The 13,937-nt window shown below is 73.3% G+C and carries 11 protein-coding genes; 5 read left to right on the top strand and 6 right to left on the bottom strand.

What is annotated here, in order from left to right; all coding sequences use genetic code 11:
* Positions 1-195: 195 nt before the first annotated feature.
* Complete coding sequence (locus tag ACFYNO_RS23705; protein ID WP_388015774.1) at positions 196-900, top strand: SDR family oxidoreductase; 705 nt, start codon at positions 196-198, stop codon at positions 898-900.
* Positions 901-945: 45 nt separating this feature from the next.
* On the opposite strand, the gene ACFYNO_RS23710 is transcribed toward ACFYNO_RS23705, so the two are convergent.
* Both ACFYNO_RS23710 and ACFYNO_RS23715 read right to left on the bottom strand, forming a co-directional pair.
* Positions 946-2,943, bottom strand: coding sequence for an aldehyde dehydrogenase family protein (locus tag ACFYNO_RS23710; protein WP_388015777.1), 1,998 nt, complete (start codon positions 2,941-2,943; stop codon positions 946-948).
* 42 nt (positions 2,944-2,985) lie between these two features.
* Positions 2,986-4,500 (bottom strand): MFS transporter, encoded by a 1,515-nt coding sequence (locus tag ACFYNO_RS23715; protein WP_388015780.1) that lies wholly within the window; start codon positions 4,498-4,500, stop codon positions 2,986-2,988.
* Positions 4,501-4,653: 153 nt separating this feature from the next.
* On the opposite strand from ACFYNO_RS23715, the gene ACFYNO_RS23720 reads away from it, so the two are divergent.
* Positions 4,654-5,097, top strand: coding sequence for a MarR family winged helix-turn-helix transcriptional regulator (locus ACFYNO_RS23720; protein WP_388015783.1), 444 nt, complete (start codon positions 4,654-4,656; stop codon positions 5,095-5,097).
* A gap of 284 nt (positions 5,098-5,381) precedes the next feature.
* Positions 5,382-5,612: a hypothetical protein gene (locus tag ACFYNO_RS23725; RefSeq protein WP_388015786.1), complete on the top strand. Its 231-nt coding sequence runs from the start codon at positions 5,382-5,384 to the stop codon at positions 5,610-5,612.
* Between the two features lie 27 nt (positions 5,613-5,639).
* Here ACFYNO_RS23725 and ACFYNO_RS23730 read toward each other — a convergent pair whose 3' ends face one another.
* Entirely contained in the window at positions 5,640-6,977 is a 1,338-nt protein-coding gene (locus tag ACFYNO_RS23730) for a M48 family metallopeptidase (RefSeq protein WP_388015789.1), read from the bottom strand.
* Positions 6,978-7,307: 330 nt separating this feature from the next.
* Here ACFYNO_RS23730 and ACFYNO_RS23735 point away from each other — a divergent pair, with 330 nt between their 5' ends.
* On the top strand, positions 7,308-8,516 hold the full coding sequence (locus ACFYNO_RS23735; protein WP_388015792.1) for an MFS transporter: 1,209 nt from the start codon (positions 7,308-7,310) through the stop codon (positions 8,514-8,516).
* A gap of 82 nt (positions 8,517-8,598) precedes the next feature.
* Here the strand turns inward: ACFYNO_RS23735 and ACFYNO_RS23740 are convergent, their stop codons facing one another.
* Positions 8,599-10,959, bottom strand: coding sequence for a family 20 glycosylhydrolase (locus ACFYNO_RS23740; RefSeq protein ID WP_388015795.1), 2,361 nt, complete (start codon positions 10,957-10,959; stop codon positions 8,599-8,601).
* Positions 10,960-11,305: 346 nt separating this feature from the next.
* Here ACFYNO_RS23740 and ACFYNO_RS23745 point away from each other — a divergent pair, with 346 nt between their 5' ends.
* Positions 11,306-12,706, top strand: a complete 1,401-nt coding sequence (locus tag ACFYNO_RS23745; RefSeq protein WP_388015798.1) for an amino acid permease — start codon at positions 11,306-11,308, stop codon at positions 12,704-12,706.
* 32 nt (positions 12,707-12,738) lie between these two features.
* Here the strand turns inward: ACFYNO_RS23745 and ACFYNO_RS23750 are convergent, their stop codons facing one another.
* Positions 12,739-13,416: a TetR/AcrR family transcriptional regulator gene (locus ACFYNO_RS23750; protein ID WP_388015800.1), complete on the bottom strand. Its 678-nt coding sequence runs from the start codon at positions 13,414-13,416 to the stop codon at positions 12,739-12,741.
* A 281-nt stretch (positions 13,417-13,697) separates the two neighbouring features.
* A complete protein-coding gene (locus ACFYNO_RS23755) occupies positions 13,698-13,901 on the bottom strand; it encodes a hypothetical protein (RefSeq protein ID WP_388015803.1) in 204 nt (67 codons plus the stop codon).
* Positions 13,902-13,937: the final 36 nt, after the last annotated feature.

A 13,937-nucleotide genomic window follows, 5' to 3' on the forward strand; every position in this document is an offset into this window, starting at 1 on the left:
GAGGGCCGAGCTCGTCCCAGGGTCTCCGGTTCACCTGCCGGTCGTGGACGGTGGGTTACGGCGCCAGAATCCCGCGTTTCCCGGCGGCCGCGCGGCATCCGAGGCCCAGACTGGCTCCGGAGCAACCGGAGCAACCAGAGCAACCGGTCGCCCCCGCACGCCGCCCCGGACCCGCCTGCCACCGCTGGAGAGATCATGACCGCGAACCCGAAGCACCCCGACGTCCTGCTCATCGGGGCCTCTCGCGGCCTGGGCCTGGCGATCGCCGCCGAGTACCTCGACCGCGGGTCCCGCGTCGTGGCGACCGTCCGCGGCGACGGCCGGACCGCCCTGCACGATCTGCGCGACGGCGCCGGCAGCCGGCTGGAGATCGAGCACGTCGACATCAATCTGCCGGACCAGGTCCACGCCCTGCGGGACCGGCTGGGCACCCGCCGGTTCGACCTGCTGTTCGTCAACGCGGGCGTGGCCAACCGCCCGGAGGAGACCCCGGCGGACGTGACGACCGAGGAGTTCACCCGCCTGATGGTCACCAATGCGCTCAGTCCGATGCGGGTCGTCGAGGCACTCGGCGGCCTCGTCGTCCCGGACGGCACCATCGCGGTCATGTCCTCCGGGCAGGGCAGCGTGGCCGACAACGAACGCGGTGGCTTCGAGATCTACCGGGCCAGCAAGTCCGCGCTCAACCAGCTGATGCGCAGTTACGCGGCCCGGCACCGTGACGATCCCCGCACGCTGCTGCTCATGGCACCCGGCTGGGTCCGGACCGGGCTGGGCGGGCCCGGTGCCCGCCTCACGGTCGACGAGAGCATCCCCGGCCTGGTCACGACCGTCGACGCCCAGCGCGGCCGCCCCGGCCTGCGCTACCTCGACTACCGGGGGCGGACCGTCGCCTGGTGAGCCCCCGGGCACGTGGCCGTGCCCGGGGCCCCGGTCGCGCCGTTGTCAGGCCAGCGGCTTGTCGAACACGGCCTTGAGGTGGCTGAACGCGTCGATGGAGTACGGGCCGTGGTACCGGCCCATGCCGCTCTCCCCCACCCCGCCGAACGGCAGCTCCGGAACGGCCAGGTGGGAGACCGTCAGGCCGAAGACCAGACCGCCGGAGGAGGTCTCCTCGGTCAGCCGGCGCTTGGTCTGCTCCGACTCGGTGAAGGCGTAGAGGGCCAGCGGCTTGTCGCGCTCGTTGATGAAGGCGATCGCCGCGTCGAGGTCGGGCACGGGGATGATCGGCAGCACCGGACCGAAGATCTCCGCCTGCATCACCGGCGCCTCCGGCGAGACGTCGGCCAGCACGGTCGGCGCCAGGTAGCGGCGCGCCCGGTCGTGGGTTCCGCCGGTGACGATCCGGCCCTCCCCGAGCAGTGCGGTGAGCCGGTCGTGGTGGCGCTCGTTGACGATCCGTCCGTATGCCGGGCTGGACGCCGGGTCCGGCCCGTACAGCTCCTGGACGGCCTCGGCCAGCTGCCGCTCCAGCGCGGCGGCGGTGTCGCCGACGGCGAGGACGTAGTCGGGGGCGACGCAGGTCTGGCCGGCGTTCTGGAACTTGCCCTGGGCGATCCGCCGGGCGGTGACGGCCAGGTCCGCGCCCGGCTCGACCACCGCGGGGCTCTTGCCGCCCAGCTCCAGGGTGACCGGGGTGAGGTGCTTGGCGGCCGCCGTCATGACGATCCGTCCGACCGCTCCGTTACCGGTGTAGAAGATGTGGTCGAAGCGCTGCTCCAGCAGTGCGGTGGTCTCCGGCACGGCGCCCTCGACCACGGCCACGCTCTCCCGGTCGAGGTAGCGCGGCAGCAGCCGGGCCAGCGCCGCCGAGGTCGCCGGCGCCAGCTCGCTGGGCTTGACCACCACCGTGTTGCCCGCGGCCAGGGCGCCCACCAGCGGGGCCAGGGCGAGCTGCAGCGGGTAGTTCCACGGCGCGATGATCAGCACGACGCCCAGCGGCTCGCGCACCACCCGGGCCTCGGCGGGCTGGAACGCGGCGGGCACCGCGGCCGGCGCCGGGCTCAGCCACTGGTCCAGGTGGGCGACGGTGTGGTCCAGCTCGTTCAGCGTGAAGCCGATCTCGCTGCGGTAGGCCTCGGCGGCGTTCTTGCCCAGGTCGGCCTCGAGCGCGGCCAGGAACTCCGCGGACTGCTCGGTCAGCAGCGCGCGCAGCGCCGCCAGCCGGCTCAGCCGCCAGCTGAGCGGCCTGGTGAGGCCGGCGGCCGAGGTGGACCGCAGCCGGGCGACCACCGCGGCCGGGTCGGTGGCGGCCGCGGCGACCAGGGTGCGGGCCAGGTCGGCGGAGGAGCCCGGGTTCTGGCCGGTGTAGAGGTTGCGGTCGATCACCGTGTGCGGCGTGAACGGCGCGGCCTCGACGAAGTCGGCGCCGAGTTCGACCAGCCGGTCCTGGAGCAGCCACTTGGCCCCCGCGGCGAGGCCGACGGCCTGCTCCTCGGCGTTGCTGAAGGCGGTCATCCGGTACCCGGCGAACGGCCAGCTGCCGTCCGCCCGGCGGGCGGCGAGCAGCGCGGCGGGCGCGTGGCAGACCACGCCGAGGGGCTTGCCCGAGTCGAGGGTCCGGGTGAGGATCCGGCCGGAGGCCTCGTCGACCGCGAGGTCCTCCATGGGACCGTGGCCGCCCGGGTAGAAGACGAGCTCGTAGCCGTCCGGGTCGACCTCCTCCAGCTTGGCCGGGCTGCGCAGCGCCTCGCCGATCGACTCGAGGTAGTCCGCGAGCCGGTCGGCCCGCTCCCGGCCGCCGTTGGCCTCGGCGCTCAGGCTGCCCTGGTCGACGGGGGCCGGCACGCCGCCGGGGGTGGCGATGGTGATCTCGTGGCCCGCCTCGCGGAAGATCCGGTGCGGCTCGGCCAGCTCCTCGGCCCAGAAGCCGGTCGGGTGTGCGGTGCCGTCGGCGCGGGTCCAGTGGGCGGCGCCGGTGACGACGAACAGGACGGAGGTCATGGTGGTACTCCAGGACAGGGAAGAGGGGGGTGTGACGGTGGGTCAGGAGCGCGTGGCGGCGGCTTCGGGCGCCTCGCTCCCCGCGGAGACAGCGGCCGTGGCGGTGGCCGGTGCCGTGCGATGGGTGGCGCGGAGTCCGGTCCAGGCGACCGCGGCGGCCAGCAGCAGCGCGCCGGCGGCGATCACGAAGCTGAGCGTGAACTGGCTCTCGGCGGGCAGCGCGGCGCCGATCGAGGGGTACATGACCACCTTCGAGGCCAGCAGGGAGGTCACCACGGCGCTGGCGATCGAGCTGCCGACCGACCGTGAGATGGAGTTGATGCCGTTGGCGATGCCGGTCTGGTGCAGCGGCACGCTGGCGGCGATCAGTGCGGGCATCGCGGCGTAGCCGAAGGAGATGGCGATGCCGGTGAGCATGCCGGCGATGATCACCGAGCCCTCCGCGCCGTGGCCCCAGGCCAGCCAGGCGAAGCCGGCCACGCCGACCAGTGCGCCCACCCCGAGGGTCGAGCGGGCGCCGATCCGCCGCACCAGCAGGCCGCCGACCGGGGCCGCCGCCAGTGCGATCAGGGCGCTGGGGAGCAGGTACTCGACGGAGGCGCGCAGCACCGAGGCGGTGAAGCCGTAGCCGGTCAGCCGGCCGGGCATCTGCACCAGGTAGGAGATGCCGATGAACTGGGCGAACGAGGCGAAGCCCACGAAGAGGCCGGCCAGGTTGGTGAAGAGCACCTGCCGGTGGACGAACATCCGCATGTCGACCAGCGGCTCGGGCACCCGCAGCTCCACCAGCACCCAGAGCGCGGCGAACAGCACGGAGCCGCCCAGCGCACCCAGCGTGCGGGTCGAGGACCAGCCCCACTCGTGGCCCTGGGAGATGCCGAGCAGCAGCAGGACCAGGAAGACGGCCAGGGTGAGCGCGCCGAGCACGTCGATCCGGCCCCCGGTGGGCGATCCGCCGTTCGGCACGACGACGGCGACGGCGGCCAGCGCCAGCGCGGTCAGCGCGGTGGAGAACCAGAAGACCAGGTGGTAGTTGGGGTGGGCGCCCTGGGTGAGCAGCCCGGTGGCCACCAGGGACAGCCCGCTGCCGAACGCCAGGGTGCCGCTGACCAGCGCCATCGCACCGTGCAGCTTCTCGTGCGGGACCTGGTCGCGGATCACCGACAGGGCGAGCGGGAAGATCGCGGTGGCGGAGCCCTGGAGGACCCGGCCGACGATCAGCAGGGCCAGCGAGGTGGTGGAGGCGGCGATCACCGACCCGACCACCATCACCGCGAGCACCGCGAGCAGCGTGCGCTTCTTGCCGAACTGGTCGCCGACCCTGCCGAGCAACGGGGTGAAGACGGCCGCCGAGAGCAGCGCGGCGGTCGTCACCCAGCTGACCCCCGCGGCGCCGGTGTGCAGTTCCTTCTGCAGCAGCGCGAGGATCGGGACGACCTGCGTCTGCGCCATGGCCACCACCATCGCGGCCAGGCCGAGCGCCAGGATCAGGGGACTGCTGCCGCGTTCCCGGCCGGCGGTGCGGCCGGGCCGGGCGTGGGCGGGTGCATGGCTCATCGGGGACGGGTTCCTTCCAAGGCGGTCCTGCCGCGGGGACGTGGACCAAAGAGCTGAGACTTGAAGGCATGGATTGTTTATGACTTCAAGCAATGCATCGAAGGTAAGCCTCGATTGTTGAGGATGTCAAGCAATCTCCCGTAGACTTGCCCCATGACCGAGCCCGCTCCCCCGCCCACGGCAGCACCCACCCCGGTCGAGCTCATGGACCAGCTCGCCTGGGCTGCGGCGGCCTACTACCGGCACTTCGCCGCGATGGCGGCCGAGCGCGGACTGACCCTCATGCAGGGCAAGACGCTCAGCCTGCTCCGCGAACCGAAACCGATGCGCACCCTCGCCGAGCTGCTCGCCTGCGACGCCTCCAACGTGACGGGCATCATCGACCGGCTGCAGGCCCGCGGCCTGGTCCGGCGCGAGGTCGACCCGGCCGACCGGCGGATCAAGAACGTGCTGCTGACCGAGGAGGGCGAGGAGACCGTCCGCCGGATCCGGGCGGAGATGATGTCCGGCCTCACCGGGCTGGAGCATCTGGGCGAGGCCGAGCGGCGCACCCTCCGGCAGCTGCTGAGCGAGGTCTTCCCGGCGCCGGCCGGCTGAGCCCGACAGCCCGCTGACGAACCGCGGGATCGCCCACGACACCGCCACCGGGATCATGCCCCGCCTCGGCGAGGGCTACAGCCGGAACGGCGCAGCGCGGGCCGGCGGCCGGTGCGCGGCTCAGTCGGGGTCGCGGGCGAGCCAGGCGCCGACGGCGGGCAGTGCCTCGGGGCCGCTGTCGGTCTTCACGGTGGCGGCGAGGTCGGCGATCGTGACGGCGGCCAGGGAGGCGCGCCAGGCGGCAGCCGATCGCCGGCGCCGGCGTCGTCGCCGCCCTCGCCGACGTGGCCACCGGTGCGCCGCTCGACGGGATCCTGGACGTCGCCGGCCTCGACCGGTTCACGCTCGACGAGATCGGCCGCCTCACCCTGGCCGCCCGCGGGGACGGGCGTCCCGTCCTCGTCGACGACCGGGCCGGCCTGTTCGCCGCCGTCCCCGGCGATGTCCTCACCCCCGGCCCGGGCGCCCGCCTGGCCCCCACCCGCTACCGGGACTGGCTCGCCGCGGCCCGCTGACCGGCGGCGCGGCACCCTGAGTGGCCGTCAGATCCCCAGCACCATGACGGCCGTGTGCCAGCGCGAGTCCTCGAGCTCGCCGTGCACGGCCGCCCAGTCGACCGAGTCGGCGGCCACGGCGGCCGGCTGGTCGGGGCGTTCCTGCTGGCGGCGGATCCGCAGGTGGGTGGGCGGGTGCCAGCCGTCCACTGCCGTGCCCAGGCGGGCGCCGATCCGGCGGCGGCGTTCGCGTTCGGTGTCCGGGACGGAAGCCAGGTAGTCGGACAGGCCCTGCCAGAGCGCCTCGGCGATGTCCTTGGGCCGCGGGACGCCGCCGTGGCCGACCAGCGCGCGCTCCTTGCGCAGGTGCGCCGCGGCGCTCGCCTCCAGGAAGAGCAGGTCCAGCATCGCGGTGGCGGCGCGGCTGGAGCCGGCCTGGGCGGCGAAGTCGTCGGCGCGGTATTCGGCCTGTTGGCTGCCGGCCTCCAGCAGCCGGTGCAGGCAGCGCCGCAGCAGCTGGACGGGCAGGGCGAGGACCTGCAGGACGCCGTTGGCCAGCCCGTCGAGCATGGCGCGCTGGGCCCGGCCGCGGAGTTGGACCACCGCGAAGGAGGCCGTGACCTGGTCGAGTCCGGCCTCGCTGCCGAACTGCCTGGCCATCAGGCGGTCGCCCTTGCCCGGCAGCAGCACCCGGCACCAGGAGTCGAGCCCGGCCAGGGCGAGCCGCAGCCAGAGTCCGGAGCGCGGCGAGCGGGCGGCGCCGTGGCCGAGCTCGCGTCCGAGCAGGGCGATCCGCTCCCCCGGGCCCAGGGCGGTCCACAGGGCCAGGCCGATGGTGAGTTCGGTCTGCCGCCGGATCCCCACCCGCGCGTAGCCGCTGCGGAAACCGGGCTCGACCCGCAGCCGGTCGGGCTTGGGCACCCCGAGTTCGGTGGCGATCCGGTCGGCGAGACCGTACAGCTCGGGCGCGTCGTCGCGCGCGAGCGCGAACCGGGCGTCCGAGCCGCCGCCGAGCCGCGGCCGGACCAGGATGATCAGGCCGATCCCGACGACACCGACCATGATCGCGACCGGCGTCCCCTCCAGCACCAGCAGCACCGACCCCACGGCGATCCCGACCGTGACCAGGTGGACCAGCGTGGCCAGCAGACCGGCGCCCACCCGGCCGGCGGTCCAGGGCCGGGCCCCGGGGTGCCGCGCGAGCCGGGCGAAGAGCCGGCCAGCCCGGTCCCGTTCCCGCGCGGGACGCCGGGCGGCGCGGCCCTGCTGCGGCGGCGGGCCGCCGAGGTTCCACTCGCAGCTCGGGCACCACTCGGTGAACCGTTCGTCATGGTCGAAGAGCGAGCCGCAGTTCGGGCACGTGCGGGTGGACAGTGAGGCGATCATGTCGCCAGATGATGCCACCGGTGACCCCGTCAGCAGCAGGTGGGTGCCTGGGAACGCCGGCGGCGGGCTCCGGCTGGGAGCCGTTGGCGGAGGGTCAGCGGGCCTGCTGGCCGCCCTGATGGATCGACAGGGAGCGGGTGCCGGCCGCCGAGCGAAGGCCTCGGCGGCGGGGAGGCGGTGCTGCGGGCCTGGTCACATCCGGTTACCCGGTGGTAGAACAGCTGGTTCGGCCTTGATCGACACCAGAGGAGTCCGGTGAGCGAAACCACGCTGTCCCCTTCCCCCGACGGGCTCCACGAGGGCGCCGCCCCGGACCGTAGGTCCTGGGCGGTGCGGCGGGGACTGCTCCTCGAGTCCGCCCCTCAGCGCCGACTGGCGCTCGGCGGCTTCGTCAACCAGCTCGGCACCGCGGCCTTCCTGGCGACGGTGCCGCTCTACGCCCTGCGGGTGATCGGTCTGCCCATCGGTCAGGTCGGTCTGGGCCTCGGGGTCGCGGGCGTTGTCGGTCTGCTGGCCGGCCCGCCGGTCGGGCACCTCGCCGACCGGCACGGTCCGCGCGGCATCTTCCTGACCACCCTGCTGGTGCAGGCCGTGGCGATGCTGTCGCTGCTGTTCGCCCACTCGTTCGCCGCCTTCGCGCTGGCCGTGGCGGTGACCGACCTGGCCGGGGCCTCGGGAGGCGCGGCGCGCGGCCCGATGATCCGGCGCTTCGGCGGTGAGGAGGTGCCGAGGTTCCGCTCCTACCTGCGCTCGGTCGCCTTCCTGGCCAGCACCTTCGGGGCGCTGGCCGCCGGCGTGGTGATCCAGCTCGACTCCGCCTCCGCCTACCGCGCGCTGATCGTCGCCAACGCCCTCAGCTTTATCGGGTGCGCCGCCGTCATGCTCACAGTGCCCCGGCTGGAGCCGCTGCCCTCCTCGACCGGGCCCGGCCGGTGGCTCGCGCTGAAGGACAGGCCGTACCTGGCGTTCGTGGTGCTGGACGGCATCCTGTGGATGCAGGGCGAGGTGGTGACCTACGCCCTGCCGCTCTGGGTGGTCCTGCACACCGCCGCACCGCGCTGGTTCACCGGTGTGGCGATCGCCGTCAACACCGTGCTGGTGGTGGCCCTCCAAGTCCGCACCAGCCGCGGTGTCCTGGGCGGCCGGGTCGCCGGCCGAGCGACTCGGCGGGCCGGGGTGGCGTTCCTGATCGGCATGGCGGTCGTCGCGACGGCCGCCGGTCTGCCGGGCTGGGCCGCCGCGGTGGTCATGACGGCCGGCGTCGCCGTCCACACCGTGGGCTCGCTGTGGCACGCGGCCGGCTCGATGGAGCTGCGGTTCCGGCTTGCCCCCGCAGATGCGCAGGGGCAGTACTCCGGCGTGTTCGGCATCGGCATGGGCCTCTGCTACACCGTCGCCCCCGGCCTGCTCGGCCTGCTCTGCCTGAGCTGGGGCGCCACCGGCTGGGTGGTCATGGGCGGCGTGTTCGTCGCGGCGGGCCTGGCCATGCCGGTCGTGGTCGGGTGGGCGGGACGGTCCCGCGAACTCGGCGCCGGCTGAGCGGGTCTGCGAGGTCGGGGACGAGGCCGGCGGCCGCCCGGCGGCGTCCGGGGTGGAGCCGGACCCGCCCCCGACCGTTGGCTCAGCCCAGGGTCCACCGCTGGAGTGCCGAGCCGGTGTCCGGCTGCTGGGTGACGGCCGCGCCGTTGGTGGTGGAGGCCGTGGTCAGCAGCAGCCCGCTGGTGACGGAGGCGACCGTGTAGCCGCCGGGCAGCGCGGTGAGCCGCCAGTGCTGGTTGGTGTTGCCGGTGCAGGTCCACTGGATGACGGCGGCGCCGGCGGCGGTGGAGCCGCCGGTCACGTCGACACAGAGGCCGGATGCGCCGTTGGTCAACTGGTAGGAGCCGTCAGCCTGTTGGGCGAAGGTCCAGGTCTGGTTGGGGCCGCCGTGCAGGCTCCAGCCGATCAGCTGGGTGCCGGTGGTGGTGGAGCTCGCGGGGTCGTCGAGGGCCTGGCCGCCGGTGCTCAGGGTGTGCGCGCCGCTGGTGCCGGTGTCGTCGAAGACCTCGAACTCGTAGAGGGAGTAGCCGTACTGGGTGCCGCGGGCGGTGCCGTTCAGCCGGATGTAGCGGCCGGTGCCGGTGAAGCCGGTCAGGGTCTCGGTGCCGCCGGTGCCGTTGGTGCGGGTGTAGACGGTGGTCCAGGTGGTGCCGTCGTTCGACAGCTGGATCTGGTAGTTCTTGCCGTAGGCGGCCTCCCAGGCGAGTTCGACCCGGTTGACGGTCTGCACGCTGCCGAGGTCCACCTGGAGCCAGCTGGGGTCGGTGTACTGGCTCGACCAGCGGGTGGTGAGGTCGCCGTCGGTGGCGTTGGCGGCCCGGAAGCCGGCGGTTTCGGTGCTGGAGGCGGTGGTCGGGCGCCCCTGGGCGAGGTCGCCCTGGATCACCGGCGCGGCGTAGAGCGGGTTGCGGCCGATGGCATCCATGATCGGGACGAAGGCGGCGTAGGTGCTCACCGGTTGCGGGGTGTTCCAGGTCTGCTGGGCCAGGTCGCGCAGCGGGTACCTGAGGTTGGCGGCGGTCTGGTCCACCGTCTCGGCGGTGGGCTTGTCGCACCAGACGTGCAGCAGCGACCCGGGGTTGCGGCCGGGGTCGTTGATGGTGGTGGAGCCCTGGTAGAGGTCGGGGTTCCAACTCTGGTACATCAAGGTGGTGTCGGGCTTGGCGCCGCCGTAGACGTAGTAGGTCGGGGTCCAGGACTCGTTGGCGACGAGGTGCCCGGCGTCGATCAACTGCTGCGGCGTCAGGCCGTAGTTGTACCAGTACTCGACGATGATGTCGGGGTTCGGGGCGATGGTGCCGTCGCCGGCCTTGATGCCGTCGTTCCACATCCGGGCGGTCTTGCCGCCGGCCCGCACGATCGCGTCGGCCCAGTTGACGAAGCCGTAGAAGGCGTCCTTGGCGGTCGCGTTGGGGCCGTAGGCGGCACGGGCGTAGCTGAGCAGCTGCGGGTAGGACGAGTAGGTGGTGACGTACTCGTCGGCGCCGATGTGCCAGTACGCGGAGGAGGTGAAGAGCGGCTCGTACTCCTTGATCAGGTCGCTCATCAGGGTGCGGGCGCCCGGGATGGTGATGTCGATGTAGCTGCTGCTGGCGGCGCCGGTGCTGTCCTTGAGCCGGTAGTCGTTGCCGATCGAGAGTTCGCCACTGAGGATCGCGTCCATGTGGCCGGGCATGTCGATCTCCGGCACCACGGCGACGTGGTACTGGTCGCCGAGGGCGATGATCTCGGCGATGTCGGCCTTGGAGTAGTGCTGCGGCGAGGTGATCTCGGGGTGGGTGCTGCTCTCCAGGCGGAAGCCGTAGGTGTCGGAGAGGTGGAGGTGCAGGTAGTCGAGCTTGAGGTAGGACATCTCGCGGATCTGGTTCTCGACCCACGCCACGGGGAAGAAGTTCCGCCCGGTGTCGATCATCAGGCCGCGCTCGCTCTTGTCGGGCGAGTCGGTGCCGCTGCCGGCCGGCACGGTGGGGCTCTGGTGCAGCCACTGAAGCACCGTCCGGGTGCCCCAGAACTCGCCGGTGGTGGTGGAGCCTTGGACGGTGATGCCGGAGCCGACGGTGATCCGGTAGCCCTCCGCGGGCTGGCTGCCGCCGAGGGTGAGGGTGATGTCGCCGGCTGCGGCGGCCGTGCCGACCGGTGCCACGGCGACCGTGCGGTGTTCCAGCGCGGTCAGGTCGGTGGCGAAGGTGGCCGCGTCGCCGGCGAGTTGGGACGCGTACTCCGGGTCCACCACGACCCGGCCGGTGGCGCCGAAGGTGAAGGAGCCGGTCGCCGGGGTCCAGGCGCGCAGCGCCGGCACCGTGGTCGCGGGGCCGGCGGCGGCCGCGGTGGTGGTGTGGATGGCGGCCGGAGCGGCGGTGGCCGCGCCGGCCGGGAGCAGCAGGGAGAGCGGGAGCGCCGCGACGGCGAGTGCAGCCGCGAGGCGGGATTCGAAGGATCGCATGACCTGCCCGAGGTGAGGGAGTTGGGGAGTGCAGGACGTTGCTGATCAGCTGAGGGGTCTAGACCACGTGCTGGGGCCCGATCGGCAGTATTGGGCACTGGCGAACGAGTGACAAGCCCTCCGGCAGGCATTCGGTGCGCAAATCTGCTTGCAGGACCCGACTTGCGATCAGATACGCACGTTGGCGATCACGCCGAGGTGGTGGGAATCTGCTCGCGCACGTCGACGAAGTCGTACGGCCCCGCATCGCGCCCGGGGGTTCGCTGCGCGTGAAGGACTTGATCTTGCCGGGCCGGGGCGCCAGGATTTGCCGTCAGTTGATCTCGGGGGAACGGCGGGGAGCGCAATGGCGGGGGTTCGGGCTGCGGTGGTGGAGCCGGCTGGTGCCGAAACAGGGGCAGTGGCCGGGGGTCTGTTGCGGCGGCGGCACGTGGCGATGATCGCGCTCGGCGGGGCGATCGGGGCCGGGCTGTTCGTCGGGTCGGGGGTGGGGATCGCCCAGGCCGGGCCCGGGATCGTGGTCGGGTACCTGGTGGCGGGGCTGCTCACGGTGCTGGTGATGCGGATGCTGGGCGAGATGTCGGCGGCCTACCCGGGTGCCGGTTCGTTCTCCTCGCACGCGCGGCGGGCGCTCGGTCCGTGGGCCGGGCTCACCGCGGGCTGGCTGTACTGGGCGCTGCTGGTGGTGAGCGTGGCGGCCGAGGCGATCGGGGCCTCGCGGATCGCCTCGGGGTGGGTGCCGGCGGTGCCGCCGTGGGTCTGGGTGGCCGTCTTCATGGCGGTCTTCACGGGCAGCAACCTGGCCGGCACCAGGCACTTCGGTGAGCTGGAGTTCTGGTTCGCCGGGCTGAAGGCGGCCGCGATCTGCGCCTTCGTCGTGCTGGGTGCGGCCGCGGTGACCGGTGCGCTGCCGGGGCGGACGGTGTCGGCCGGGCGGAACCTGACCGGCCACGGCGGGTTGCTGCCGCACGGCTGGCACGGGGTGGCCCTCGGGCTGATCGCGGCCGTCTTCGCCTACGGCGGGCTGGAGACGGTGACCATCGCCGCGGCCGAGTGCAGGGATCCGGTGGGCGCGGTGCGCGGGGCGGTGCGCACGGTGCTGTGGCGGGTGGGGTTCTTCTACCTCGGCTCGATCACCGTGATCGTGCTGGTGGTGCCGTGGGACGACCCGGCGGTGGCGGCCGGCCCGTACGCGGCGGCGATCGGGCGGCTCGGGGTGCCCGGTGCCGGGCAGCTGATGAACGCGGTGGTGCTGATCGCGCTGCTGTCGGCGATGAACGCCAACATCTACGGCTCCTCGCGGATGCTGCGCGCCCTGGCCGGACGCGGCGATGCCCCGGCCCGGCTGGCCGTCACCAGCGCGGGCAGCGGGGTGCCGGCGGCGGCCGTGCTGGCCTCGGCGGCCTTCGGTTTCGCCTCGGTGGTGCTGAGCCTGGTCTGGCCGCGCACCGTCTTCCCGTTCCTGCTCGACTCGATCGGGGCGGCGATCCTGGTGGTCTGGGTCCTGATCACGCTCTCCCACCTGCGGCTGCGCCGCCGGCTGGAGCGCGGGGCCCCGGAGCTGCTGGTGCTGCGGACCCGGGGCTTCCCGTACCTGAGCTGGGCGGTGCTGGCCGCGCTGGTCGGCGTCCTCCTGTTCATGCTGACCGACCCGGACAGCCGGCCGCAGCTGCTCTGCACCGCGGCGTGGACCGTGCTGCTGGTGCTGGCGGCCGAGCTGAAGCGCCGTCGGGCGCGGCCGAGCTGACGGACCGTCAGGCACGCCGGACGATCCGGCGGTCAGTCGCGCGGACCGTAGGTGCCGAGGAAGAGGTCGACGCCGGAGCTGATCATCCGGGTCAGCTCCGCTTCGTCGATCTCGACCTCGGGGCGGAAGGTGCGGACCAGCTGCGGGACGCCCAGGGTGGCGGCCACCAGCTGCTGGACGGCCAGCGCCGGGTCCGGCACCCGCAGCGAGCCGCGGCGGTTCAGCTCGGTGAAGGCCTCGACCAGCGGGCCGTTGTTCATGTCGTAGCTGACCCGGTACCAGAGCTGGCCCAGCTGCGGGAAGCGGTCGATCTCGCCGATCACCAGGCGGCGCAGCGACATGATGTCCGGGCGCAGCAGGATCCGGGCCCAGTCCAGGGTGAGCGTGATCAGGGCGCCGCGCAGGTCCTCCGCCTCGGCGATGGTGGAGTTGAACGGCTTGAGGTCGGCGTAGGTGGTGGGCAGTATCCCGCCGATCACGGCGAGGAAGAGGCGTTCCTTGTTGCCGAAGTGCTTGTAGATGGTGGCCTTGGAGACGCCGGAGCGGGCGGTGATGACGTCCATCGAGGCGGCCGAGTAGCCTTCGCGCAGGAACTCGGCCAGCGCGGCGTCGATGATCGCCTGCCGCTTGCGCTGGGCCGAGTCCACCACCGCGGGGATGATCGGGAGGCCGAACTCGTCGCTCGGCCCGGGGCTGTCCTTGGCGGCCATGGTTCTCCTTCGGCAGGTTCGCAGGTGAGGGCGAGGGGCCCAGCATAAACTAAACGGTTTGGTATGCGATCGCGGCGAGCCGGGGTCCGAGGGTGGCGGCGGGCAGCGTCGGACTCGGCCCGGACAGGCCCGCCGCACAGGGGCGGCGAGCAGGGTGAGCGGCAGGCCGGCACGGGCCCCGCGGCCGGTGGCCGCGGGGGTGCCCGCGTCGGCGGGGAGGGTGGCGGTGGTCAACTGAGCTCCTCGGACGGGCCGTTCGGTGGTGCCGGCCGGGACACCGGTCAGGGGAGCAGGAAGCCGGCCCGGCGGGCGGCGATGTCGAGCCGGGCCTGCCGCAGCCGCTCGCCGGTGCCCAGGACGAAGCGGCCGTCGACGGCGACCGGCTCACCGGAGCGCCGCGCGGCCGCGGGGCACTTGGGGGTGGCGGACTCGAGCCGGGCGCGGCGGTTCCGGAGCGGGGTGGCGAGCAGGGCGGTGGCGGTCATCTGAACTGGCTCCTCTGGTAATTGCGGGTGTCTCGG

Source organism: Kitasatospora sp. NPDC006697, from assembly GCF_042869935.1.
GTDB lineage: Bacteria > Actinomycetota > Actinomycetes > Streptomycetales > Streptomycetaceae > Kitasatospora.